At 67.7% G+C, this 24,308-nt stretch carries 25 protein-coding genes; 13 read left to right on the top strand and 12 right to left on the bottom strand.

Features of this window, described 5'->3' with window-relative positions; translation table 11 throughout:
• The first annotated feature begins 39 nt into the window (after window positions 1–39).
• The 6 genes from OMP44_RS18360 to OMP44_RS18335 are packed head-to-tail and all read left to right on the top strand — an operon-like array spanning window position 40 to window position 5,505.
• Window positions 40–879 (top strand): STAS domain-containing protein, encoded by an 840-nt coding sequence (locus OMP44_RS18360; RefSeq protein WP_280310211.1) that lies wholly within the window; start codon window positions 40–42, stop codon window positions 877–879.
• A 10-nt stretch (window positions 880–889) separates the two neighbouring features.
• Complete coding sequence (locus OMP44_RS18355; RefSeq protein ID WP_133860268.1) at window positions 890–1,315, top strand: STAS domain-containing protein; 426 nt, start codon at window positions 890–892, stop codon at window positions 1,313–1,315.
• A gap of 4 nt (window positions 1,316–1,319) precedes the next feature.
• Window positions 1,320–1,673, top strand: a complete 354-nt coding sequence (locus tag OMP44_RS18350) for an ATP-binding protein (protein WP_007160183.1) — start codon at window positions 1,320–1,322, stop codon at window positions 1,671–1,673.
• The gene (locus OMP44_RS18345; RefSeq protein WP_280310208.1) at window positions 1,670–2,650 is read left to right on the top strand and encodes a SpoIIE family protein phosphatase; all 981 of its coding nucleotides are present in this window, start codon (window positions 1,670–1,672) and stop codon (window positions 2,648–2,650) included. Before OMP44_RS18350 ends, OMP44_RS18345 begins: the two co-directional genes overlap by 4 nt.
• Window positions 2,643–4,400: an ATP-binding protein gene (locus tag OMP44_RS18340; RefSeq protein ID WP_273861020.1), complete on the top strand. Its 1,758-nt coding sequence runs from the start codon at window positions 2,643–2,645 to the stop codon at window positions 4,398–4,400. The genes OMP44_RS18345 and OMP44_RS18340 overlap by 8 nt, the downstream gene beginning before the upstream one ends.
• Window positions 4,393–5,505: a hybrid sensor histidine kinase/response regulator gene (locus OMP44_RS18335; protein ID WP_280310205.1), complete on the top strand. Its 1,113-nt coding sequence runs from the start codon at window positions 4,393–4,395 to the stop codon at window positions 5,503–5,505. Before OMP44_RS18340 ends, OMP44_RS18335 begins: the two co-directional genes overlap by 8 nt.
• Window positions 5,506–5,692: 187 nt before the next feature.
• Here OMP44_RS18335 and OMP44_RS18330 read toward each other — a convergent pair whose 3' ends face one another.
• The 11 genes from OMP44_RS18330 to OMP44_RS18280 form a co-directional block, all read right to left on the bottom strand.
• Window positions 5,693–6,241 (bottom strand): DUF3299 domain-containing protein, encoded by a 549-nt coding sequence (locus OMP44_RS18330; RefSeq protein WP_187980712.1) that lies wholly within the window; start codon window positions 6,239–6,241, stop codon window positions 5,693–5,695.
• Window positions 6,242–6,411: 170 nt separating this feature from the next.
• Entirely contained in the window at window positions 6,412–6,660 is a 249-nt protein-coding gene (locus OMP44_RS18325) for a GlsB/YeaQ/YmgE family stress response membrane protein (protein ID WP_007160058.1), read from the bottom strand.
• Between the two features lie 128 nt (window positions 6,661–6,788).
• Window positions 6,789–7,871 (bottom strand): 5-(carboxyamino)imidazole ribonucleotide synthase, encoded by a 1,083-nt coding sequence (locus OMP44_RS18320; RefSeq protein WP_208693383.1) that lies wholly within the window; start codon window positions 7,869–7,871, stop codon window positions 6,789–6,791.
• Window positions 7,868–8,362: a 5-(carboxyamino)imidazole ribonucleotide mutase gene (gene purE / locus OMP44_RS18315; protein WP_059316745.1), complete on the bottom strand. Its 495-nt coding sequence runs from the start codon at window positions 8,360–8,362 to the stop codon at window positions 7,868–7,870. Before purE ends, OMP44_RS18320 begins: the two co-directional genes overlap by 4 nt.
• A gap of 457 nt (window positions 8,363–8,819) precedes the next feature.
• Entirely contained in the window at window positions 8,820–9,740 is a 921-nt protein-coding gene (locus tag OMP44_RS18310) for a dihydrodipicolinate synthase family protein (RefSeq protein ID WP_187980714.1), read from the bottom strand.
• Window positions 9,737–10,528, bottom strand: coding sequence for an AraC family transcriptional regulator (locus OMP44_RS18305; protein WP_280310200.1), 792 nt, complete (start codon window positions 10,526–10,528; stop codon window positions 9,737–9,739). The genes OMP44_RS18310 and OMP44_RS18305 overlap by 4 nt, the downstream gene beginning before the upstream one ends.
• A complete protein-coding gene (locus OMP44_RS18300) occupies window positions 10,525–11,760 on the bottom strand; it encodes an FAD-dependent oxidoreductase (protein WP_280310198.1) in 1,236 nt (411 codons plus the stop codon). Before OMP44_RS18300 ends, OMP44_RS18305 begins: the two co-directional genes overlap by 4 nt.
• Window positions 11,757–11,993: a (2Fe-2S)-binding protein gene (locus OMP44_RS18295; RefSeq protein ID WP_027600458.1), complete on the bottom strand. Its 237-nt coding sequence runs from the start codon at window positions 11,991–11,993 to the stop codon at window positions 11,757–11,759. The genes OMP44_RS18300 and OMP44_RS18295 overlap by 4 nt, the downstream gene beginning before the upstream one ends.
• Complete coding sequence (locus OMP44_RS18290; RefSeq protein WP_280310196.1) at window positions 11,987–13,102, bottom strand: NAD(P)/FAD-dependent oxidoreductase; 1,116 nt, start codon at window positions 13,100–13,102, stop codon at window positions 11,987–11,989. The genes OMP44_RS18295 and OMP44_RS18290 overlap by 7 nt, the downstream gene beginning before the upstream one ends.
• Window positions 13,099–14,037 carry a 4-hydroxyproline epimerase gene (locus OMP44_RS18285; protein WP_273861017.1) on the bottom strand — a complete coding sequence of 313 codons (939 nt, stop codon included), beginning with the start codon at window positions 14,035–14,037 and terminating at the stop codon, window positions 13,099–13,101. The genes OMP44_RS18290 and OMP44_RS18285 overlap by 4 nt, the downstream gene beginning before the upstream one ends.
• Window positions 14,038–14,143: 106 nt before the next feature.
• Window positions 14,144–15,049 carry a LysR substrate-binding domain-containing protein gene (locus OMP44_RS18280; RefSeq protein WP_187980717.1) on the bottom strand — a complete coding sequence of 302 codons (906 nt, stop codon included), beginning with the start codon at window positions 15,047–15,049 and terminating at the stop codon, window positions 14,144–14,146.
• A 154-nt stretch (window positions 15,050–15,203) separates the two neighbouring features.
• Here OMP44_RS18280 and aspA point away from each other — a divergent pair, with 154 nt between their 5' ends.
• From aspA to OMP44_RS18250, 6 genes are all read left to right on the top strand, one after another.
• Window positions 15,204–16,637, top strand: coding sequence for an aspartate ammonia-lyase (aspA, locus tag OMP44_RS18275; protein ID WP_133860164.1), 1,434 nt, complete (start codon window positions 15,204–15,206; stop codon window positions 16,635–16,637).
• A 99-nt stretch (window positions 16,638–16,736) separates the two neighbouring features.
• Window positions 16,737–17,738 carry an AraC family transcriptional regulator gene (locus OMP44_RS18270; RefSeq protein WP_273861016.1) on the top strand — a complete coding sequence of 334 codons (1,002 nt, stop codon included), beginning with the start codon at window positions 16,737–16,739 and terminating at the stop codon, window positions 17,736–17,738.
• Between the two features lie 46 nt (window positions 17,739–17,784).
• Entirely contained in the window at window positions 17,785–18,144 is a 360-nt protein-coding gene (locus tag OMP44_RS18265; protein ID WP_280310192.1) for a cupin domain-containing protein, read from the top strand.
• Between the two features lie 114 nt (window positions 18,145–18,258).
• A complete protein-coding gene (locus OMP44_RS18260) occupies window positions 18,259–19,290 on the top strand; it encodes a histone deacetylase family protein (RefSeq protein ID WP_280310190.1) in 1,032 nt (343 codons plus the stop codon).
• A 23-nt stretch (window positions 19,291–19,313) separates the two neighbouring features.
• Window positions 19,314–20,414 (top strand): polyamine ABC transporter substrate-binding protein, encoded by a 1,101-nt coding sequence (locus OMP44_RS18255; protein WP_280310189.1) that lies wholly within the window; start codon window positions 19,314–19,316, stop codon window positions 20,412–20,414.
• A gap of 144 nt (window positions 20,415–20,558) precedes the next feature.
• Window positions 20,559–21,764 carry a GGDEF domain-containing protein gene (locus tag OMP44_RS18250; RefSeq protein ID WP_280310187.1) on the top strand — a complete coding sequence of 402 codons (1,206 nt, stop codon included), beginning with the start codon at window positions 20,559–20,561 and terminating at the stop codon, window positions 21,762–21,764.
• On the opposite strand, the gene OMP44_RS18245 is transcribed toward OMP44_RS18250, so the two are convergent.
• Window positions 21,761–22,549, bottom strand: coding sequence for a helix-turn-helix domain-containing protein (locus OMP44_RS18245; RefSeq protein ID WP_183632252.1), 789 nt, complete (start codon window positions 22,547–22,549; stop codon window positions 21,761–21,763). The two genes, OMP44_RS18250 and OMP44_RS18245, sit on opposite strands and share 4 nt — an antisense overlap.
• Before the next feature lie 271 nt (window positions 22,550–22,820).
• Here OMP44_RS18245 and OMP44_RS18240 point away from each other — a divergent pair, with 271 nt between their 5' ends.
• On the top strand, window positions 22,821–24,275 hold the full coding sequence (locus OMP44_RS18240) for an alanine/glycine:cation symporter family protein (protein WP_158890251.1): 1,455 nt from the start codon (window positions 22,821–22,823) through the stop codon (window positions 24,273–24,275).
• Window positions 24,276–24,308: the final 33 nt, after the last annotated feature.

Raw genomic sequence — 24,308 nt, 5'->3', positions numbered from 1 at the left:
GCCCGTCCTGAGCCGTCTTCTCGTCACCTAGGAACCTTCATGTACAGTACCGCTTTGGTCGAGCTGCTGCGCACCCATGAGCGGCCGCTGCTCGATGCCTGGATCGGCGCCCAGCGCGCGGCCGGCATGCGCATCGACCTGCTCAACGAAACCACCATCCTGGCCAATTCCGCCGAGTTGCTGCGGCGGATCACCGTGGCCGCCGCCCAGGGCCTGGGCAATCTGCGCGAGCCGCACTGGCAGCCGGTACGGGCGCTGCTGGAGCGCTTCTCCTTCGACCAGAGCCGTGCGGGCCTGACGCCCGCGCAGACGGCGACCTTCGTCTTCTCGCTCAAGGAACCGCTGTTCAAGCTGATCCAGAACGAGTGCGACGACCCGCTCGCCGAGATCTGGGCCGCCACCCGGCTGATCGACGATCTCGGTCTGTACAGCATGGAAAGCTACATGAGCGGCCGCGAGACGGTGATCCGCGAGCAGCAGGAAAGCATGCTGGAACTGTCCACCCCGGTGGTGGAACTGTGGGATGGCATCCTCGCCATCCCGCTGATCGGCGCGCTGGACAGCAACCGCACCCAGGTGGTGATGGAGTCGCTGCTGGAAAAGATCGTCCAGACCGAATCGGACATCGCCATCATCGATATCACCGGCGTGCCCACGGTGGACACCATGGTCGCCCAGCACCTGCTCAAGACGGTGACCGCCGCCCGCCTGATGGGTGCCCAGTGCATCATCAGCGGCATCCGTCCGCAGATCGCCGCCACAATCGTCCACCTGGGCGTGGACCTGGGCGATGTGATCACCAAGGCGTCCCTGGCCGATGCCTTCCGCCTGGCCCTGCGCCAGCAGGGCGTGCGCCTGGCCGCCCCGGTAAGGGTCTGAGGAACGCGCCATGATCGAGCGGATTCCGATCCTCAAGCTGGGCCCCTTCCTGCTGCTGAGCATCCAGGTCGACATGCACGACCAGCTGGCGCTGGACCTGCAGGAAGACCTCACCGAGCAGATCGTGCGGCACAAGGCCAAGGGCGTGCTCATCGACATCTCGGCGCTGGAAATCGTCGACTCCTTCATTGGCCGGATGCTGTCCCATATCGCCCAAGTCTCGCGCATCCTCGATGCCAAGGTGATCGTGGTCGGCATGCAGCCGGCAGTCGCCATCACCCTGGTGGAGCTGGGGCTGTCGCTGGACGGCATCGCCACGGCGCTGAACATGGAAAAGGGCATGCGCCGACTGGAAGCCATGGTCGCCGCGGACGAATCGCTGGAGGAGTCAGAGGGTGGCGAAGACACAGACGCTTCTACTCCGCCAGGAGACTGACATCGTGCTGATCCGTCAGCAGGTGCGCAAGGTCGCCGAAGCCATCCGCCTGGGCCTGATCTCCCAGACCAAGATCGTCACCGCGGCCAGCGAAATCGCGCGCAACGGCCTGGTCTACGGGCTGGGGGGCGAATGCCTGATCGAGGAGACGCTGCGCGCCGGCAAGCCTGCGATCCGCCTGGTGATCCGTGACCAGGGTCCGGGCATCGCCGATCTCGACCGCGCCATGGTCGACGGCTACACCTCGGGCAAGGGCCTGGGCCTCGGCCTGTCCGGCTCGCGACGGCTGGTGGACGACTTCCACATCGACAGCCAGCCCGGCCAGGGCACCACCGTCGAACTCTGGAAGTGGCGATGAGCGACCAGCCGTGCAGCCTGGTGCTGCCGGTGACTACCACGGTCCACGTCGATGCCGCCCGGCGCGCCCTGGTCCGGCTGGCCGCCAGCGTCACCACCGATAAAACCCTGCTCGGGCGCCTGACCATCGTCGCCCAGGAGCTGGGCTACAACCTGGTTCGCCATGCCGGGCATGGCGAGCTCCTGGCCACCCTGAGCGGCGAAGGCGTGCTGGATGTCCTGGCGGTGGATCGCGGCCCGGGCATGCATGACGTCGCCCGCTGCCTGAGCGATCACTACAGCACGGCGGCCACCCTGGGTGCCGGTCTGGGGGCGATCCGCCGGCAGTCCGATGTCTTCGACATCCATTCGCGACCGGGCCAGGGTACGGTGGTGCTGGCGCGCTTCCATCTGGCCGGAGTGCCCGGTACCCGGTTGCAGCATGGCGCCCTGTGCACGCCGCACCCCGAGGAACAGGTCTGCGGTGACACCTGGGCGGTCAGCGGACGGCGCCTGCTGGTGTGCGACGGCCTGGGGCATGGCCAGCAGGCCGCCATGGCCAGTCGCCGGGCGCGGGAGGTGTTCCTGCGCCATGGCGCGCACCTGCCGCTGCAGCGGCTGATGGAGAATCTGCACCAGGCGCTGATGGACACCCGCGGCGCCGCCCTGGCGCTGGCCGAGCTGGACCCGGATCAGGGCCAGGTGAGCTTTTGCGGCATCGGCAACATCGCCGGACGCCTGCTCGGCAACACCTCGCGCAGCCTGGTGTCCAACAACGGCACCCTGGGCTACCGGATCGGCCGGATCCAGACCTATACCTACCCCTGGACACCCGGCACCCTGCTGGTGCTGAACTCCGATGGACTGACGTCCAAGGTGGGACTGGGCGAGCACTCCGGGCTCGGGGCGCGGCATCCGGCCTTGATCGCCGCCCTCCTGCACCGTGACTTCCGGCGCTCCGCCGACGATGCCACCGTTTTGGTACTCAAGCATGTCTGACGTCTTGCCCCTGCTGACCCTCGCCCTGCGCAGCGAGCAGGACATCGTGCACTGCCGCCAGGCCGCCAAGCGCCTGGCCGCGGCCCTGGACTGGCCGGTGCTGGAGCAGATCCGCCTGGCCACCGCGGTCTCCGAACTGGCGCGCAACATCCATCAGTACGCCGGCAGCGGTCAGTTCGACTTCGCCCTGCTGCGTGACGAAGGCCAGCGCCTGCGCGGCCTGGAGGTGCGGGCGGTCGACCAGGGCCCGGGCATCGCCGAGATGGAGGCCATCCGCGCGGGCAGCTATCGTTCCAGCACCGGCATGGGCATCGGCCTGCGCGGCGCCCAGCGGCTCTTCGATGACTTCGACATCCAGACCTCCCCTGCCGGCACGCGCATCACTGCCCGCAAGTACCAGGCGCCACGCGCCTTTCCCGAGGCGGCGCTGCTGCAGGCGCTGACGGCTGAATTGCAGGGCAGTCCGCCAGCGGATCCCTATCAGCAGATCCGCCTGCAGAGCGAAGAGCTGCTGCTGACCAACACCGAACTGCAACTGCGCCAGTCGGAACTGGAGGTCACCAACAAGGAACTGGAAAACACCAACCAGGGCGTGGTGGCGCTCTATTCCGAATTGGAAAAGGCCACCCAGGAACTCAAGGAGGCCAGCGAGGCGAAGACGCGCTTCTTCTCCAACATGACCCATGAATTCCGCACCCCGATCAACATCATCGAGAATGTCGCCAAGCTGCTCGCCAGCGGCGTGGACGGGGCGCTCAATGCCGAACAGCAGCGCCAGGTGCGCTTCATCAGCGACGCGGCGCTGGAACTGGCCAACCTGGTCAGCGAGCTGCTGGCCCTGGCCGAGGTGCAGTCCGGACGACTGACCGTCGTGCCCCAGCCCTTTGCCCTGGCGCCCTTCATCGATCGCCTGGAACAGTTCGCTGCGGCCCTGGCGCCGCGCTATCCCCAGGTCAGTTTCAGCGTCGCCCCGCCGCCTGCCGAAGTGCTGCTGGATACCGACGAAAGTCGGCTGTTCCAGGTGCTGCGCAACCTGATCTCCAACGCCTTCAAGTACACCCCCCGGGGCCAGGTGCGCATCCAGGTATTCCAGCCGGACGACGCCAGCCTGGAATTCTTGGTGGAAGACAGCGGCATCGGCATCGCCGCCGCGGATCAGCAGAAGATCTTCGAGGAATTCGAGCGCATCCGCTCGCCGCACCTGACCCACATCGAGGGTACCGGCCTGGGCCTGCCCCTCGCCCAGCGTCTGGCCGTGCTGCTTGGTGGCGAGCTGTCCCTCGACAGCGCGATCGGGCGCGGCAGTCGCTTCACCCTGCGTTTGCCACGTCACTACGCCAGCCACCGGGCTGCCGCGCCGGAACCCGATCTCAGCGGCCTCACGGTGCTGGTGATCGAGGACAACGAAGGGGATCGCTATCTGGTCCGCCGCACCCTCGAACGCCTCAATCCGGTCCTGCTGGAGGCCGACAGCGCTCGCAGCAGCCTGGATCGCCTCAATGCCGTGCGCCCGGACATCATCATCCTCGACCTCGACCTGCCCGACATCAACGGCGAGGACCTGCTCGCCAGCATGGACTGGAGCATGCACCGGCGGGTGCTGATCAATACCGCCCAGCCGCTGGACGAGGCGGGTTGCCAGCGGCTGCAGGACTATTGCCACGCCATCCTGTTCAAGCATGCCCCCGATCACGCCGAGCGGCTGCTGGCCGAGGTCTGCGCCCTGGCGCGGAGCCTGTCCGATGACTAGCGCCCTGCGCCGCATCGTCATCATCGACGACACCGAAGCCAATCGCTATGTGCTGCGCAAGATCCTCGTCAGCCAGCGCCACTATGAGGTCCTGGAAGCGGCCAGCGGCGCCGGCGGCCTGACGCTGATCGACGAATCCGTCGAACTGGTGATCATCGACGTCAATCTGCCGGACACCACCGGCTTCGAGCTGATCCAGGCCATCGAGCGCAAGTGCGGCTGGGGCCGGTTGCCGGCCATCATCAACATCTCGGCCACCTTCGTCTCCGGCAAGGACAAGGCCCAGGGCTTCAACACCGGGGCCCAGGCCTACCTGACCCACCCGATCAATCCGGAAGAGGTGCTGGCCACCGTTGGCGCCCTGCTCAAGGCCAGCTCCCGGGTCGGGCACATGGAGCAGCAGCGCAATTCAGCCATCGCCCGCAGCGAGAACCTGCAGGCGGAAAAGGTCATGCTCGAACGCTTCATGAGATCGCTCAATCACGACCTGCGCTCGCCGCTCACCGCCGCCACCATGGTGGTCAACCTGATGCAGCGCAGTCCGGCGCGGCGTACCGACGATCTGCTGCAGACCCTGCACGACAACCTGCAGCGCATGAACCAGATGATCACCGATGTGCTCGACATCAGTCACATGAGCCTGGGTGGTGGTGTCCGCCTCAGCGGCGATCCGCTGGTGCTGGGTCCGCTGCTGAACGAGGCCGCGGCCAATCTGCAGCTGCAATTCAGCAACCCCCTCGACCTGCAGTTGGAGACGCCGGAGCTGGAGGTGCTATGGGACAGATACGCCTTTCTGCGCATCTTCGACAACCTGGTGCTCAACGCCGCCAAGCACGGCGAGGCGGGGACGCCGATCCGGGTCCGCCAGTGGCTGGCGGATGACCAAGTCATGCTGGAGCTGCGCAACCTTGGGCAGTTTCCCGACGAAGTCCTGGCCAACCTCGCCACGCCCTATTTCATCTCCACCCGCAGCGACAAGCGCGGCTGGGGCCTGGGCCTGCCCATCGTCAAGGCGCTCAGCGAAAGCTTCGGCGGCGAGGTGCGCTTCGCCAACGGCGCGGGCGAGGTGGTCATCACCCTGCACCTGCCGCTGCGGCTGGCCTAGCGACTTTCAGGGTAACGCGCTGTGATAATCCTGGCGCCGGTAGCGTGGAAAACCGCGCAGCGTGTTCCACTGGGGTAAGACGAGGGCCTCGGAGACGTGGACAAGGCTGCGTCGTTGTCCACGCTACGGTGCCACCTCTGGCTGTTGGGCTGCGACGGTGGAGCTGCCTTAGCCCAACCTACGATCGTTAGAGATCGCTTTCTTCGACCTTGCGGACCTTGCTGGCGTCCAGGGTGTAGGACGCCTCGGCCAGGGCGTTGTCGACCGCCTCGGTGTGCAGGGTGCCGATGACCCAGTAGGGCTCGTAGATGTCGGGAAGCGGCACGCCCTTGGGGTAGCGCACCAGCACGATCTGGTTGGGCGGCGGCGGCGGGACGTGGATGCAGGCGCCCGGATAGGGCACCAGGAAGAATTCGCGGAAATTGCCCTTGGCGTCGGTCTCAAGGGGTACCGGAAACCCTCCCAGGCGCACGTTCCTGCCATTCAGGGCAGCCACGGTGCGGGTGGAGTGCATCACCTCGGGCAAGCCACTGTCCTTCTGCTTGAGTCCGCCGGGCGAGCCGAAACCACCAGGGGCCTCGGGGCTGTTGTGGCTGATCTCGGGCATGGTTTCCAGGGCGTGACGATCCTCTGCGGTGAGCAGGTCGAGCCAGTTGGTTTCCGGCGGTTCGCCCTTGGCGGCGTGGGTCAGCAACGGCAGGCTGGCGAGCAGCAGGGTGATGAGCAGTCTGGGCATGGTCGGCGGGTCGGACACAAAAGTCCGAGTGTGCGGCGCGCCAGGTCAGGGGTCCAGCCCCAGGGCCGCAAAGCGGGGCCTCGCCCATGAAAAAGCCCCTGGGCCGACGGGCGACACCAGGGGCAGAAACGCGGTGCTGCGAAGCGGCGTCTTAGAACCTGTTCACGATCTTAGCGACGCTTGGTCACCATGCCGTAGATGAACAGCACGATGATGGCGCCGACCACGGCACCAATGAAGCCTGCGCCTTCACCGGCGCGGTAGATGCCCAGTGCCTGGCCCAGGTAGGTGGCGACCACGGAGCCGACGATGCCCAGGATGATGGTCATGATCCAGCCCATGCTGTCGTCGCCCGGCTTCAGGAAGCGGGCAACCAGGCCGACGATGAGACCGATGATGATGGTTGCGATGATGCCCATGTGAAGAATCCCCTGTTTAAGTGCTGGTAAGACAACGCCGGTCAGCAGGCGTCGTTGTACTCTCCGACCACCGGTGATCCTTCGAGGTTCAGGGAAAAACGGCTTCCGTGTGCGGAAGCCGTCTGACATCAGTCCTGGATCAGGGCTTCCAGGGCAGCGATGCGGGTCTGCAGGGTTGCCGCATCGGCGCTGCGCAGGGTGGCGTGACCGACCTTGCGCCCGGCCTTGAAGGCCTTGCCGTAGTGGTGCAGGTGGCAGTCTTCCAGGGCGGTGACGGCGGCCACCGGCGGTACCGAGCCGATGAAGTTGACCATGGCGCTTTCACCGACCTTGGCGGTGGAGCCCAGCGGCAGGCCGGCCACGGCGCGCAGGTGGTTCTCGAACTGGCTGCACTCGGCGCCTTCGATGGTCCAGTGCCCGGAGTTGTGCACGCGTGGGGCGATCTCGTTGGCCTTGAGGCCACCCTCGACCTCGAAGAATTCGAAGGCCAGCACGCCGACGTAATCGAGCTGTTCCAGCACGCGGCGGGCATAGTCTTCGGCCAGGGCCTGCAGCGGGTGGTCGGAACTGGCCACCGACAGGCGCAGGATGCCGCTCTCGTGGGTGTTGTGCACCAGCGGATAGCAGGCCACCTCGCCATCACGCCCGCGCACGGTCACCAGGGAGACCTCGCCGGTGAAGGGCACGAAGCCTTCCAGCAGCAGGGGGACGCTGCCCAGTTCGGCGAAGGCGCCGGTGACGTCTTCCGGCTGGCGCAGGACCTTCTGGCCCTTGCCGTCATAGCCCAGGGTGCGGGTCTTGAGTACCGCCGGCAGGCCGATACGGGCCACGGCGGCATCCAGGTCGGCCTGGGAGAGGATGTCGGCGAACGCCGGCGTGGGGATGCCCAGGTCGCGGAACATCGACTTCTCGAACAGGCGATCCCGAGCGATGCGCAGGGCTTCGGCGGACGGATAGACCGGCACGAACTGCGCGAGGAAGGCCACGGTCTCGGCCGGGACGCTCTCGAATTCGAAGGTCACCAGATCGACCTCGTCGGCCAGCTGGCGCAGGTGGTCCGGGTCGCCGTAGTCGGCGCGCAGGTGTTCGCCCAGGGCGGCGGCGCAGGCATCCGGCGCCGGGTCGAGAAAGGCGAAGTTCATGCCCAGCGGCGTGCCGGCCAGGGCGAGCATGCGGCCCAGCTGGCCGCCACCGATGACGCCGATCTTCATGCCTGCTCCCTCGGATCGGGATTGTCCAGCACGGTGCGGGTCTGCTCGTCGCGGAAGGCGTTCAGCCGCTCGTGGTACTCGGGATGCTTGCCGCCGAGGATGCTGGCGGACAGCAGCGCGGCGTTGATGGCGCCGGCCTTGCCGATGGCCAGGGTGGCGACCGGCACACCGGCGGGCATCTGCACGATGGACAGCAGGGAGTCGACGCCCGAGAGCATGGACGACTGCACCGGCACGCCGAGCACCGGCAGGTGGGTCTTGGCGGCGCACATGCCCGGCAGGTGGGCGGCGCCACCGGCGCCGGCGATGATCACCTCGATACCGCGCCCGGCAGCCTCTTCGGCGTACTGGAACAGCAGGTCGGGGGTGCGGTGGGCGGAGACCACCTTCACTTCGTGGGGAATGCCCAACTTGTCCAGCATGTCGGCGGTGTGGCTCAGGGTGGACCAGTCGGACTTGGAGCCCATGATCACGCCTACGAGTGCGCTCATCGTCGTGCCTCTGAAATGAAGAAGCCACGCGGTGGACGTGGCTTGGGAAATGAGCGGGACAGTATAGACGAAAGCGGGGCGGAGCGTGCCCCTGCGCCGGGTATCGCCTGTCGCGTGCAGGACAGGCCATGGCGCCCTTGGGATGGGGGGTGGTGTGGGGTGAAAGGTACGGACCAGAGGGCTGGATGATTCGGGGGGGATCGCCTTGAAGAGCGCCCTCACCCCAGCCCTCTCCCGCAAGCGGGAGAGGGAGCGGATTAGCGTAGCTTGAGAGCTCGGGTGTTCCGGTTCCCTGCGGCGAAAAGTCATGCTGAAGCGTTGTGTTTATCGCGGCCATGGGCCGCTCCTACAGGTTCAGACACGACTGTAGGAGCGGTCGCTACGGCGCACCGGCATGGCCGCGATTAAGGCAGAGCGGTCGCAGCGGCGAACCACCATAGCCGCGATAAGCCCAGCCTCAGATCCCCACGTCCGACAGTTGCGGGCGGGTTTCCAGGGCCTTGGCCATCAGCCGTTCGACGAAGGCGCGGTCCGCGTCGGGCAGGGCCAGGCGTGGCGGGCGGGTCAGGGCGCTGCCGCGGCCGGCGAGTTCTTCGCAGAGCTTGATGCACTGCACCAGGTCCGGGCGGGCATCCAGGTGCAGCAGCGGCATGAACCATTCGTAGAGCGGCATGGCCTCGGCGAAGCGGCCGGCCTTGGCCAGGCGGAAGATGGTTTCACCTTCGGTGGGGAAGATGTTGGACATGCCCGAGACCCAGCCCTCGGCGCCTACGGCGATGCTTTCCAGCACCACGTCGTCGAGACCGGCGAAGAGCACGAAGCGGTCACCCACCTCGTTGCGCACGTCGATGAAGCGGCGGGTATCGCCGGAGGAATCCTTGAAGCAGACGATGTTGTCGACGTCGGCCAGGGAGATGAGAATGTCCGGGGTGACATCGTTCTTGTAGATCGGCGGGTTGTTGTAGACCATCAGCGGCAGGTCGAGGGCGCTGGCCACGCTGCGGAAGTGCGCGGCGGTCTCGTGGGGCTTGGCCGAGTAGACCAGGGCCGGCATGAGCATGATGCCGTCGGCGCCGGCGCGCCCTACCGCCTGGGCGGTGCGGGTGGCATTGAGGCTGGTGAATTCGGCCACGCCGCAGATCACCGGCACGCGACCGCCGGCAGCGTCCTTGGCGACCTCCACCAGGGAGATCTTTTCTTCCAGGGTCAGGGAGGTGTTCTCGCCCACGGTGCCGCACATCACCAGACCGGAGACGCCATCGCGCACCAGATTGCTGATCACGCCATGGGTCTTTTCCAGGTTGACGGAGAAGTCGTCGTTGAATTGGGTGGTGACGGCGGGAAAGACGCCGCTCCAGTTGACGCGGGGAGTGCTCATGCGGGGGTTTCCTCCAGACGGGAACGGGGCTTGAGAGAGTCGCGGTATTGCCGGGGCGACAGGCCGGTGAGACGGCGGAACTGACGGCTGAAGGCGCTGTGGTCGGTATAGCCACAGGCCAGGGCCACTTCGGTGACGGGTAGATCGCGGGCCAGCAGGCGCGAGGCGGCGTCGAGCCGGGCCTTGTGTAGCAACTGCTGGGGCGTGAGGCGCAGGATGCGCTTGCACTGGCGTTCGAGCTGGGAGACCGACAGGCCGACTCTCTGACTCAGTTCGCCCACCGAGAGCGGCTGGGCATAGTGCTCGCGCAGATAGCGATCGACCTCGGCCACCTTGGCGTGGGCCGGGTGATCGGCGGCGGGCGCCTGCAGATCGTGGGAGATGCCGGCCATGCCCATCAGCTGGCCCTGGGCGTCGTGCAGCGGCAGCTTGCGGGTCAGGCACCAGCCCGGGGTACGCCCGGCATAGAGGTGCAATTCCAGCTGGTCATCCAGCGCCAGGCCTTCGCGCAGCACGCGACGATCCTGTTCGGCGTAGGCGCCACCCAGGGGCGCCGGGAAGACTTCCTCGGCGGTCTTGCCGAGCAATTCGCTGACGTCCTCGTAGCCGCAGCGCTGGGCCAGGGTCAGGTTGACCAGCACATAGCGCGCGTCCAGGTCCTTGACGAAGAACACCACGCCGGGGATGGCATCGAGCAGCGGCGCCACCAGACTCAGGCTGGCCAGCAGCGCGGGCAGGTTGGCGGGCCGGGCGCGGCTCAGGGCGTCCAGGTGGGCGGCGGCATTCATTTCTCGTCCTCGGTCAGGGCCAGCAGGCTGTCGATACGGGTGGGTTGCAGGGGAAAGCGCGGCGCCGGGGGCGTCCAGCCCAGCAACATGCGGGTAGCCTGGCCACAGATGCGGCCCTGGCAGGCGCCCATGCCGCAGCGGCTGCGCAGCTTGGCCTGGGTCCAGTCGGCATGGCCGACCAGGGCGCCGAGGGCGACGTCCTCGCAACGGCAGACCAGGGTATCCGGCTGGGCGAGCCGGGCAATGGCCGGATTCAGGGCGAAGGTGCGCGCCAGCTGGGCGGCGAAGCGGCGCCAGGCACGGGCCTCGGTCTGCACGCCAGCGATGGCGTCGAGCTGGTCACTGGCGACCAGGCCGGCGATACGGCCGGTGGCCTGGGCCAGTTCATTGCCGCCGATGCCGGTGCATTCACCGGCGGCCAGGATGTGCGGCTGGCTGGTGCGCTGATGGTCATCCACCGCCACGGCGCCATCCAGGGTCGCGCAGCCCAGGCTCTGCGCCAGTTCGACATTGGGTACCAGGCCGTAGCCACAGGCCAGGCGGTCGCAGGCGACCTCCCAGCGACGGTCGCCCTGGCGCAGGCGCACGGCTTCGAGACGCTCGCTGCCGAGTGCTGCCTCGACCCAGGTGCCGGGGCTATAGCGAGGAGTGGCCAGGGTCAGCGCCTGGCGCAACTTGTTCGGCCAGCGCCAGAGCTGCAGGCCGAATTCGACTAGGGCACGGCGCGCGGCCTGCTCGGCGACCAGGGCGACCCGGGCACCCGCCTGGCGCGCGGTAGCGGCGCTGGCCAGCAGCAGCGGACCGGTGCCGGCGACGACGAGGCGCTCAGCGGCCACTTCCACGCCCCCCTTGATCAGCGCCTGCAAGCCACCGGCACCGGTCACCCCGGGCAGGGTCCAGCCGGGGAACGGCAGCAGCAGTTCGCGGGCGCCGGTGCAGAGGATGAGGGTGTCGAACGTCAGGGTCCGGCTGCCGTGGGCGTCTTCCAGCAGCAGCTGGTGTGGTCCCAGGACCGCGGCGACGCGGGTCTGGGTGAGCAGGGTGACGTCCGCCGGCAACTGACCGACTTCGGCGGCCACCTGGCCCGCCCGGGCGCGCCAGATCTGGCCGCCGGGCAAGGGATTGTCGTCCAGCAGCACCAGGTTCAGGCCGCGGCCACTGGCGGCGCGGGTGGCGGCGAGACCGGCCGGGCCGGCGCCGATGATGAGCAGGTCGCAGCTCGCGCTATTCATGACAGGCGCTCCACCTGCATGCCGTCCTGGCACGGCGTCTGGCAGGCCAGGCGGCGTACGCCGTCGACCTGTACCCGGCACTCCTGGCAGATGCCCATGCCGCAGAACGGTGCCCGGGCTTCTCCGCCTACCGAACGGCGCGCGGCGGGATTGCCGCTCTTGGCCAGCGCGGCGGTGAGCAGGCTGCCAGGGCGAATCTCCAGGCGCTCGCCATCGATGAACAGGGTCAACATGCCTGGCTCCTCGGCACGGTGGTGAAACGCGCCGGTGCGAAGGGTTCCACGTGGAACGTCGAAGGCTCGCCGAATAGCCCGTTGGCGATGGCTTCGGCAGTGGCCGGGGCAGTAGTGACGCCCAGGCCTTCGTGACCGACCGCCAGCCACAGACCGAGCTGTTCGGGATGGGCGCCGATCAGCGGCAGGCCATCGGGACTGGCGGCGCGCTGGCCGGTCCAGCCACGGATCAGCGAGGTATGGGTCAGGCCGGGCAGATAGTCCAGGGCACGGCGCAGCAGCTGGCCAACCACCGCAGGCTCCACCGCCATGTCCGGACGCTCGAATTGCCGCGACGAGCCGATCAGCAGTTGCCCGGTAGGTCGCGGCTGGACATTGAAAGCCACCGAGGCACCGCTGCTGGCGTGGGCGCTGGCGCCATAGCCAATCTCCACCAGCTGGTGGCGGACCTGCTCGGGATAGCGATCGGTGATCAGCAGATGGCCCTTCTTGGGCACCAGCGGCAGGTCCGGGCAGAGACTGGCGGCTTGCAGGCCGGCGGCGAGCACCACGGCATCGGCGGTCAGCCAGCGACCGTCGTCCAGGCGGACGCGCCGGCTTTCGACCGCCGTCACCCGGGCACGCTGGAATTCGATCAGCGGCGAGCGCTGCAGCAGCCAGGCGGCCACCACCGGCGCATAGAGCAGGCCATCGCCGGGCACCTCCAGACTGCCAGCCAGGGTGGTCAGCGCCGGCTCGGCAGCGGCGGTGGCGGCCGCATTCAAGGGCTGGTTGGCGACGCCCTGGGCGTCCAGACGCTGGCGCTTCGCGTCGATCAGATCCAGCTCGGCTGCGTCGCGCGCCAGCCAGAGGGTGCCGCAGTTGCGGTAGTCGGCGGCGCTCGGCAGCTGGGGCACCAGCTCACGCCAGAGCGCCAGGGAGCGCGCGCTCAGGGTCAATTCGGCGGGGTCGTCGTCCATCACCACCAGGTGGCCCATGCCGGCGGCGGAGGCGCCAGGCAGGCCGGCATCCAGCACCCGCACCCGGCAGCCGCGCGCGGCCAGGGCCGCGGCGCAGCTGGCGCCGATGATGCCGGCGCCGACGACGAGGACCTCCGCCACGGACTTCACCCCGGGATACCCCAGGCGAAGGGATCGTCGGCGGCCAGCAGCAGGGTCGCCTCGGCCATGACATGGGCGCGGCCGCGGATCACCGGCAGGATGCGACCCTCGTCGCCGGGCTGATAGTGCGCCTCGAAACGACTGCCGATGACACTGGCCTGCTGCCAGACGGCTCCGGGCGCCAGGTCACCGTCGGCCGCCAGGCACGCCAGCTTGGCGCTGGTGCCGGTGCCGCAGGGCGAACGGTCATAGGCACGCCCCGGGCAGAGCACATAGCTGCGACTGTCGGCGCCGTCCGGATCCTCGGCGAAGAGTTCGATATGGTCGATATGGCCGCCCTGGTCGCCAGTGATACCGGCGGCCTCCAGCGCGCCCCGCAGGGCCAGGCTGAAGGTGAGCAGGCCGTCGAGGTTGTCGGCGGCGATGCGCTGGCCGTGATCGGCACAGAGGAAGAACCAGTTGCCACCCCAGGCGATGTCGCCGCTGACCGGGCCATGGCCGGGAATCTCCACCTGGACGGCCTGGCGATGGCGATAGGCCGGGACGTTGCGCACGCTGACGCTGCCGTCGTCATGCAGGGTGGCGGTGACATCGCCGACCGGGGTCTCGATCAGGTGATCGCCAGGGCCGATCCGGCCGAGATGAGCCAGGGACACCACCAGGCCGATGGTGCCGTGGCCGCACATCCCGAGGTAGCCGACCTCGTTGAAGAACACCACGCCAGCGCTGGCGGCAGGAGATACCGGCTCACAGAGCAAGGCGCCGACCAGCACCTCGTTACCGCGCGGTTCGCGCATGCAGGCTCGCCGAAAGGCGTCATGCTCGCCGGCCAGCAGGGTGCGGCGCTCGGCCATGCTGCCCTGGCCGAGCTCGGGAAAACCATCGAGAACCAGGCGGGTGGGTTCGCCGCCGGTATGGGAGTCGATGACGCGGATGCGCTGCATGGCTGACCTCCGTGAGAGAGGTGCCAGTGTCGCGCAGACAGGCGCAAAAGGCTTGCAGGACGTCGGCTAACCAAAAGCCGATATCAGCATAGTTGACTACCGTCGATCAGCCGCCGTGGCTTTGACTTTCGAGATGTCGCCAGACCTGCTGCACCAGTCGCTTGCGCAACAGGGCACAGCGGTAGAGGCGGATTTCCAGGCCGACCTGCCAGGCGGCATCGCCACACACGGCCAGTTCGCCGCGGGCCAGCTCCGCCGCCACCGACAGCTGCGGCACCCAGGCCACGCCCAGGCCCTGCAGGGCCATGGTCTTGAGGCTGTCGGCCATGGCGGTTTCGTAGAGGGTCACGGCGCGCAGCTTGCGCTGGCGCAGGAGCAGATTCACCGAACGACCGAGGAAGGCACCGGCGCTGTAGGCCAGCAGCGGAACGCTGCTCTGCCCGTCCAGCTGGAACATCGGTCGGCCTTCGCCATCGGTGGCGCAGACCGGCAGCATGGCGGTGTGCGCCAGGTGCAGCGACGGAAACAGCTCCGGGTCCATCTGCAGCGCGGCATCGGGATCGTGGAAGGCCAGCATCAGGTCACAGGCGCCGTCGCGCAGGGCGTGAATGGCGTCGCCGACGTTGGTGGCCACCAGCCGGCTGGCCAGCGCCAGGCCCTGGCCACGCAGCCCGGCGATCCACTGCGGAAAGAAGCCCAGGGCCAGGGAGTGGGCGGCAGCGAATTGCAGCACCTCGCCCTGCCCGCCTTCCAGGTGATGCAGATGGCGCACCGTCTCGCCCAGTTGCTCCACCACGCTGCGCGCCGTGACCAGAAACAGCTGACCGGCTTCGGTAAGGCTGATCGGAGTATGGGATCGGTCCACCAGGGTCAGGCCGACGCTTTCCTCCAGCGCGCGGATGCGCCGGCTGAAGGCGGGCTGGGTGACGAAACGCTTTTCGGCGGCCTGGGAAAAACTGTGGGTGGCCGCTAGGGCCACGAAGTCTTCCAGCCATTTGAATTCGATGTTCATGGCACCCATACGTCGTTTGATCTCGCGAGGTCACAACCAGAGTTATGCCGATCCGGCATGAGGCTTGGCGGATCGGCATTGGCCGGGATCGGCTGGCAGGCCTAGATTCTAGGGCATCGCGGCGCCTGCCGCTCGATCGAAGCCCAACGCTATCATGTCCGACTCTGCATCATCCGTCCGCCTCGAAAAAGATCTTCTCGGTACCCTCGACGTCCCCGCCGATGCCTACTACGGCATCCAGACCCTGCGCGCCGTGCAGAACTTCCGCCTCTCCGGCGTGCCCCTCGGTCACTACCCCAAGCTGGTGGTGGCCTTGGCCATGGTCAAGCAGGCGGCAGCGGACGCCAACCACCGGCTCGGCCACCTGCCGACCGAGAAGCACCAGGCGATCGTTGACGCCTGCTCGCGCATCATTCGCGGCGAATTCCACGACCAGTTCGTGGTGGACATGATCCAGGGCGGGGCCGGCACCTCGACCAACATGAACGCCAACGAGGTGATCGCCAACGTCGCCCTGGAGCTGCTCGGCCACGCCAAGGGCGAATATCGCCACCTGCACCCGAACAACGACGTCAACATGGCGCAGTCGACCAACGACGCCTACCCCACCGCCATCCGCCTGGGCCTGCTGCTCGGTCATGACGCCCTGCTCGCCAGCCTGGACAGCCTGATCACCGCCTTCGCCGCCAAGGGCGTGGAATTCGCCGAGGTGCTGAAGATGGGTCGCACCCAGCTGCAGGACGCGGTGCCCATGACCCTCGGCCAGGAATTCCACGCCTTCGCCACCACCCTGGGCGAAGACCTGGCGCGCCTCAAGACCCTGGCGCCGGAGCTGCTCACCGAGGTCAACCTGGGCGGTACCGCCATCGGCACCGGCATCAACGCCGACCCCGGCTACCAGCTGCTGGCCGTGCAGCGCCTGGCGGACATCAGCGGCCAGCCGCTCAAGCCCGCCGCCGACCTGATCGAAGCCACCTCGGACATGGGCGCCTTCGTGCTGTTTTCCGGCATGCTCAAGCGCACCGCGGTGAAGCTGTCGAAGATCTGCAACGACCTGCGCCTGCTCTCCAGCGGTCCGCGTACCGGCATCAACGAGATCAACCTGCCGCCGCGTCAGCCGGGCAGCTCGATCATGCCGGGCAAGGTCAATCCGGTGATCCCCGAGGCGGTCAACCAGGTGGCCTTCGAGATCATCGGCAACGACCTGGCGCTGACCCTGGCGGCCGAGGGCGGCCAGCTGCAGCTCAACGTCATGGAGCCGCTGATCGCCTACAAGATCTTCGACTCCATCCGCCTGCTGCAGCGCGCCATGGACATGCTGCGCGAGCACTGCATCACCGGCATCACCGCCAACGTCGAGCACTGCCGCCGTCAGGTGGAGCATTCCATCGGCCTGGTCACCGCGCTCAACCCCTACCTGGGCTACGAGACCTCCACCCGCATCGCCAAGACGGCGCTGGAAACCGGTCGCGGCGTGCTGGAGCTGGTGCGCGAGGAAAATCTGCTGGACGAGGCGACCCTGGACGACATCCTGCGCCCGGAAAACATGATCGCCCCGCGGCTCGTACCGCTGAAGGCCAAGGTCTGAGTCCCGCACGCCAGACCTGAGCGGTAACCGACGGCAACGCCCCGCGGGCGCGGTATCCTTCTTGCTTGGAAGGCTGCCACCGCCCCGGGGAGTTTGCCCATGCGTCAGTCCGGTCTGATCAATCTCAACCTGGTGTCCCTGGTGCTCCAGCAACTGGCGGCCGACACGCCCGCCCGGGCGGCGCCGCTGCTGGCCGGCAGCGGCCTGCGGCTGGACGATCTCGAACAGCCCCATCGGCTCATCACCCTGGCCCAGGAACAGCGGGTCATCGCCAACGCCCTGCCGGTCGCCCCGCCCGAACTGGGGCTGCTGCTGGGCTGGCGGCTGCGCGTCTCCGGCTACGGCCTGCTCGGCTATGCCCTGCTCAGCGCCCCGACCCTGGGCGCGGCGCTGCAGGCGGCCCTGGCCCACCAGGGGCTGCTGGGCGCCTATTTCACCCTGCGCCTGGAGCGCCACGGCGAGCTGGCCTGGCTCAGGGCCGACGACCATCCCTTCGCGCCGGAACTGGAGCGCTGCAACGCCGAGTGCTGCCTGGCCTCGCTGCTGGCGATCTGCTGCGACCTCCTCGGTACGCCCCTGCCGTTGGTGCAGGTGGCCTTTCGGCACGCCGAGCCGGCCTATCGCGCGCGCTATGGCGACTGCTTCGGCGCCACACCCCTGGCCTTCAACGCGCCCTATAACGGCCTGGCCTTTCCCGCTGCCTGGCTTGAGCGCGGGCTGCCCCTGGCCGATCCGGTGACCCATCGCGACGCCCTGGAGCAGTGCGGTCGCCTGGCCCCCGAGCAGGATCGCCAGCGCGCCCTGCTCGCCCGCATCCGCACCCTGCTGGGCGCCGACCTGGCGGCCCCGCCCTCCTTCGCGGCCCTGGCCGGCCACCTCGGCATGGCCCCGCGCAGCCTGCGCCGCCACCTGCAGGCGGGCGGCAGCGGCTATCAGCAACTGCTGGACGAGTTGCGCTTCGAACGGGCGCGCGACCTGCTGGCCCAGGAGCGGCTACCCATCTATCGCATCGCCGAGGTGATGGGCTTCAGCGAAACCGCCAGCTTCCGTCATGCCTTCCGCCGCTGGAGCGGACAATCGCCGCGGGGGTATCGGCTCTAGCGGCCAGCGTATGCTGAGCGCTTCCCGTCCCCAAGGAGGATTTTCCATGCCCTCGCTGAAACTGCTCGAAGCGCGCGGCCAACCCACCCAGCAATACCGCCTGCCGGCGGAAAAGCGCCTGGTCGGCGATCCGCTGCAGAGCCTCTGGCTCGACTACGAGGATGGCAGCGGTGTCTTCGCCGTCGGCCACTGGCACAGCGAGGTGGGCGCCTGGCGGGTGAACTACACCGAGGAAGAGTACTGCCAGATTCTCGAAGGGGTGAGTCTGGTCACCGATGACCAGGGCCACGCCACCCGGCTCGGTCCCGGCAGCAGCTTCGTCGTGCCGCGCGGCTTCCAGGGCACCTGGGAGGTGCTGGAGCCGACCCTGAAGCGCTTCGTGGTCTACGAAGCCAAGGGCGGTTGATGGCCGACGCCGGGCGCAATCTGGCCGGATCTATCCCCTTTTGGCCGCTGCGCCTCTCGTCGCGGGTCGCCGGGCTGGCAAGAATCAGGGGAGAGCCCGCCGCCCGGAGTCGCCATGCGCATCCACCACAGTCCCGATCACGCCCTGCACCACGGTCGCTGCGAATTGATCGATGGCCAGTTGCAGCCCTGTTTCGAAAAACCCCAGCGCGTCGAATTCATCCTCGCCGAGTGTCACCGCCGGCAGCTCGGCGAGGTGGTGGCGCCGAGGGACTTCGGCCGGGCGCCGCTGGCACGCGTCCATAGCGCGGCCTATCTCGACTTTCTCGCCGGCGCCTGGGACGAATGGGCAGCCCGCGGCGAGACCGTGGATCTGCTGCCCTATACCTGGCCGGCGCGTACCCTGCGCCAGGTGCTGCCGCCCACCAGCCTGCACGGACGCCTCGGTTACTACAGCTTCGACGGCGGCGCGCCCATCACCGCCGGCACCTGGCAGGCCGCCTACAGCGCCGCCCAGGTGGCCCTAAGTGCCGGGGCCGAGGTCGCCGCGGGCGCGCGCAGCGCCTTCGCCCTCTGCCGCCCGCCGGGCCACCACGCCGCGGCCGATGTCATGGGTGGCTACTGCTATCTGAACAACGCCGCCATCGCCGCCCAGGCCGCCCTCGACGGCGGCGCCCGGCGGGTGGCCATCCTCGATGTCGACTACCACCACGGCAACGGCACCCAGGACATCTTCTATGCGCGCAACGATGTGCTGTTCCTCTCGCTGCACGGCGATCCGGGTTTCGAATTCCCCTTCTTCCTCGGCTATGCCGACGAGACCGGCAGCGGCGCGGGCCAGGGCTTCAACCTCAATCTGCCGCTGCCCGCCGGCAGCGCCTGGGACAGCTGGAGCGCCGCCCTGGAAACAGCGCTGACGCGCGTGCAGGACTATGCCCCGGACCTGCTGCTGGTCTCCCTGGGCGTGGATACCTTCAAGGCCGATCCCATTTCCCAGTTCAAGCTGGAGAGCGACGACTACCTGCGCCTGGGCGAACGCCTGGCGCGGCTCGGCCTGCCGACCCTGTTCGTCATGGAAGGCGGTTACGCCGTGGCGGAGATCGGCATCAACACGGTGAACGTCCTGGCCGCCTTCGACGGCGCCTGATCCCTATCGCGAGGAATCCGACCATGCACAGCCTCCTGCGTCCGCTCACCACCCTGCTCGGTGGCGCCCTGCTCGCCACCGCCGTCCAGGCCGCCGATCCCGGCGAACTGCGGGTCTACAACTGGGCCGACTACATCCTGCCCGAGACGCCCAAGGACTTCGCCAAGCAGACCGGCATCCGCGTCACCTGGGACACCTTCGACAGCAACGAGTCGCTGGAGGCCAAGCTGCTCACCGGGCGCTCCGGCTATGACCTGGTGATTCCCTCCAACCAGTTCCTGGAAACCCAGATCAAGGCCGGGGTCTTCCAGAAGCTGGACAAGCGCAAGCTGCCCAACTGGCAGAATCTCGATCCGGAGTTGCTCAAGCTGCTGGAGGTCAACGACCCGGGCAACCAGTACGGCGTGCCCTACATGTACGGCACCATCCTCATCGGCTTCAACCCGGCCAAGGTCAAGGCGGCGCTGGGGGCGGACGCACCGGTGGACAGCTGGGACCTGGTGTTCAAGCCGGAGAACATGGCCAAGCTCAAGAGCTGTGGCGTGGCCATGCTGGACTCGCCCTCGGACATCCTGCCGGTGGTGCTGCACTACCTGGGCCTGGACCCCAACAGCGCCAACGCCAAGGACTACGAGAAGGCCACGGCGCTGATGCTGAAGATCCGCCCCTACATGGCCTACTTCAATTCCACCAAGTACATGACCGATATCGCCAACGGCGACATCTGCGTGGCGGTGGGCTATTCGGGCAGCTTCTATCAGTTCGGCAACCGGGCCAAGGAAGCCGGCAACGGCGTGGTGGTGGACTGGCGCCTGCCGCGCGAGGGCGCGCCCATCTGGTTCGACACCTGGGCCATTCCGGCCAGCGCCGCCAACGTCGACCAGGCCCATGCCTTCATCAATTACTTGCTCGAACCCAAGGTGATCGCCGGGATCAGCGACTATCTCGGCTACCCCAACGCCAACAAGCCGGGCATGCCGCTGGTGACCGCCGCCATCCGCGACAACCACGACCTGGTGCCCACTCCGGACATGCTCAAGAAGCTCTATGTGGTGCAACCGCTGCCGCAGCCCATCGAGCGGGTGCGGACGCGCGCCTGGAGTCGCATCAAGGCCGGCAACTAGCGACCGCGGCGTTTACGGCCTTCCGAATGGTAGCCAATGGCTACCATTCGGCGGTTACATTCCCGCGTCCGGGAACCCTCTATCGTGCTAAGGGACTTATTGTGCTGAAGTGATCCTCAGATTTTCCCGCCAGGTACGGCATCCATGTCCCTCAGTCTCGCCCTCGCCCGAGCGCTGGCTCGCCCTTTCTGGGCCCTGCGCTTCGAACCGGTATTGGAACGGCATTATCAGCGCGACATCGCCCGTTCGCGCCGGCGGCACCTGCGCATCAGCCTGACCGTGGCCATCCTGGCCTATGCCAGCTTCTCGATCTGGGACTGGATCCTGATGACCGATGCCTTCTGGCTCATCAGCCTGCTCAGCGCACTGGTGGTGGTTGGCGGCGGTCTGGTCTTGCTGGCGCTCAGGCTGATGCCAGCCGAGCATCCGGCACGCGAATGGGTGGGTATCCTGCCCTGTCTGCTGGCCTATGCGCCGCCGCTGCTGGACGTCGAGGCCACCGATGCCGCGCATCGCGCCCTCTGGCTGGCCACCATGCCGTTGATGACCCTCTTCACCAACAGCTGCATCGCCCCGCCCCTGCGCCAGGCGGCGGTACACAGCCTGGTCGCCCTGCTGGCCATCGGCCTGGCCACCCAGATGCACGCCCTGCCTGCCCTGGAGGCGTCGCTGGTCATGACCCTGGCGTTCGCCACCGCGAGCTTCACCCTGCTCAACAACTTCTGGATGGAGCGCGCGCGTCGTCAGGGCTATCTGCTGATCCTGCGCGACCGCCTGCGCAACGAAGAACTGACCGCATCCAATCGCTTCCTGGCACAGCAGTCCGCCACCGACCCCCTGACCGGCGTGGCCAATCGCCGGGCGCTGATGCAGGCCCTGGCCAACGCCCTGGCTCATCCCCCGCCCCGCCCGCTGCTCCTGCTGATGATCGACGTCGATCACTTCAAGGCCTTCAACGATCGCTACGGGCATCCGGCCGGCGATCGCTGCCTGCAACAGGTCGCCACCGCCCTGGCCGACGAGTTGCGCGCCGGTGACTGCCTGGCCCGCTACGGCGGCGAGGAATTCGCCATCCTCTGCACGCCTTCGCGCGAGGAGGATGCCGGCAAGCTGGCACAGCGCCTGCTAGACGCGGTAAGGCGCCTGGAGATCCCCCATCTCGGGCCCCATGCCGGTCCGCGCGTGACGGTGAGTATCGGCGGCGCCTGCGCCCGGCCGGATCACGACTGCGCCGAAACCTTCATCGAAGCCGCCGATCGCCAGCTCTACTGGGCCAAGCAGGCCGGGCGCGACCGCGCCATCCTCGAAGACTGCGATCGCTGCCACCCAGCGATCGAGGAACCCCTCTAGCCCAGGCGATAGACCCGATCGACCAGGGCCACGCTGGCCAGGCGCTGGCGCAGATCCTCGTCCAGACCAGGGTCCTGCCAGTCGTAGAGGCCGATGCGGGCATAGGCCCGACCCCGAGGTGGCCGCGTGCCGAGGTACTCCCAGACCACCCGGGTGCAGGCCGGCTCGCGCCGGTCGGAGGCGCTGACGCCGAGCTTGAGTCCGTTCAGGCGATCGATGCGGTTGCGCGCGCTGGGCAGCAGCACCGTCTGCGACAACTCGTTGCCGGTGAGGGATTCGTAGTCGGTAAAGAACAGCCGGCTTTCCAGGCTCATGGCCAGGCCCAGGTAGCGAAAGCGCGCCTGGCTGGTGGCTTCGTCGCGCCGGCGCAGGCGCTCGAAACGCACGTAGCGGAAGACGCCCGCTTCCGCGAACAGCCAGACCAGTCCGCAGAGCACCACACCCGGCGTGGACAGCGACGGATAGTATTCGTGGTAATAGCCCTGGTAGCGCGCCAGGCCTTCCTGACGCTCGCCGAACAGGGCCAGGGCCTGCCCCGCCCAGCCCGTCTCCTGACCAACCGGCGCGCCCAGGCGCGCCGCGAATTGCCGCTGCGGCAGCTGCAGATCGCCCACCGGCAGCCCGAAGAACTCCGCCAGGCGCTGCAGGTTGTAAGGCGACGGACGGCTCTGCCCGTTGAGGTAACGATTGAACTGGGCACGGTTGATGCCGACGGCGCGACAGACGGCGGCAATCGAGCGGTGGCGCTGGCAGAGCAGCTGCAAATTGGCGGAAAAGTCGCTCATGAATCCGGCCCGAGCTTGACAGACGGCCAGAAAACTAGCATCAAGTCGCGCCATTTTGAAGCGAGGCGCGGAATTGTTCACGCCGGTGGGATAGCCGAATCTAGGCGCCCGGTCCGTCTTACTGCCCGTTCCACCCGGACCGACCCGTTCCAGAGCCTGTTGCCGTCGTCTCCCCACGCCGGGGGCAGGCCCTGGCGGGATATTCCACAATAATAGCCCCAAGGCTTGCGAGCCGGCCTTGGAGCATCACTAGCATGCTCGAGGATTCTTCATGCACTACCTAGAAATGCTCAACGACTTCCTGTCCGGCCATGTGCTCATCGTGCTGATCGTCGGCCTGGGCAGCTATTTCACCCTGCGTTCGCGATTCGTGCAGGTGCGCCATTTCCCGCACATGTTCACCGTCTTCAAGGACTCCCTGCGCAACAGCGGCGACGGCCTGAGTTCCTTCCAGGCGCTGATGCTCAGCCTGGCCGGTCGCGTCGGTGCCGGCAACATCGCCGGTGTGGGCCTGGCCGTGACCCTGGGTGGCCCCGGTGCGGTGTTCTGGATGTGGGTGACCGCCCTGGTCGGCATGGCCAGCAGCTTCTTCGAGTGCACCCTGGCGCAGGTCTACAAGCGCGCCGACGGCGACGGCCTCTACATCGGTGGTCCGGCCTATTACATCCAGCACGGCCTCAACAAGCGCTGGATGGCCCTGATCTTCTCGGGCCTGTTGCTGGTGACCTACGGCTTCGCCTTCGTCGGCCTGCAGTCCTTCACCGTGACCCACTCGCTGGAAAACGCCTTCGGCCTGCCGGTGCAGTACACCGGGATCGCCCTGGCCATCCTGCTGGGCCTGGTGTTCATCGGCGGCATCAAGCGCATCGCCGCGGTCTCCGACATCCTGGTGCCGGTCAAGACCCTGGCCTACATCGCCGTCACCCTCTATGTGATCATCACCCAGATCGACCTGGTCCCCGGCACCCTGCTGACCATCGTCAAGAGCGCCTTCGGCCTGGAGCCGGCCTTTGCCGGTCTGCTCGGCGCCGCCATCACCATGGGCGTCAAGCGTGGCGTCTTCGCCAACGAAGCCGGCCTGGGCGCAGCACCCAACGTCGCCGCGGTGGCCGCGGTCAAGCACCCGGCCGCCCAGGGCGTGGTGCAGGCCTTCAGCGTCTTTCTCGACACCTTCGTCATCTGCACCTGTACCGCGCTGCTGATCCTGCTCTCGGGTTTCTACACCCCGGGCTTCGAAGGTGACGGCATCGTCCTGACCCAGAACTCCCTAGCCGCGGTGGTCGGTGACTGGGGCCGCATCTTCATCAGCGTCGCCCTGTCGCTGTTCGTCTTCACCTGCATCCTCTACAACATCTACCTGGGCGAGAACGGCCTGCGCTACCTGCTCGGCCGCGGCAAGGCCGTGCTGCTCGGCTATCGCGGCCTGGTGCTGGTGCTGATCTGCTGGGGCTCGATGCAGAACCTGACCACGGTGTTCGCCTTCGCCGACATCACCATGACCTGCCTGGCCTTCGTCAACCTGATCGCCCTGGCCATGCTGATCAAGGTCGGCATGCGCATCCTCAACGACTACGACGCCCAGCGCCGTGCCGGGGTCGACCAGCCGGTGTTCGATGCCGACCAGTTCCGCGACCTGGACCTGGATCGCCAGGCCTGGCCGGCGCTGGAGCGTCTGGAAGAGACCGTCGCCGAAGCCCGCGCCGCCCAGCCGCGCCAGGCGCACTGACCGCCGCCACCGGGTCGCGCTGACCCGGACCGC

Source organism: Pseudomonas flavocrustae (genome assembly GCF_029872515.1).
Classification (GTDB): Bacteria; Pseudomonadota; Gammaproteobacteria; order Pseudomonadales; family Pseudomonadaceae; genus Chryseomonas; species Chryseomonas aestiva.
The sequence above is the reverse complement of the archived record's forward strand: the minus strand, read 5'-3'. Positions and strand labels throughout refer to the sequence as shown.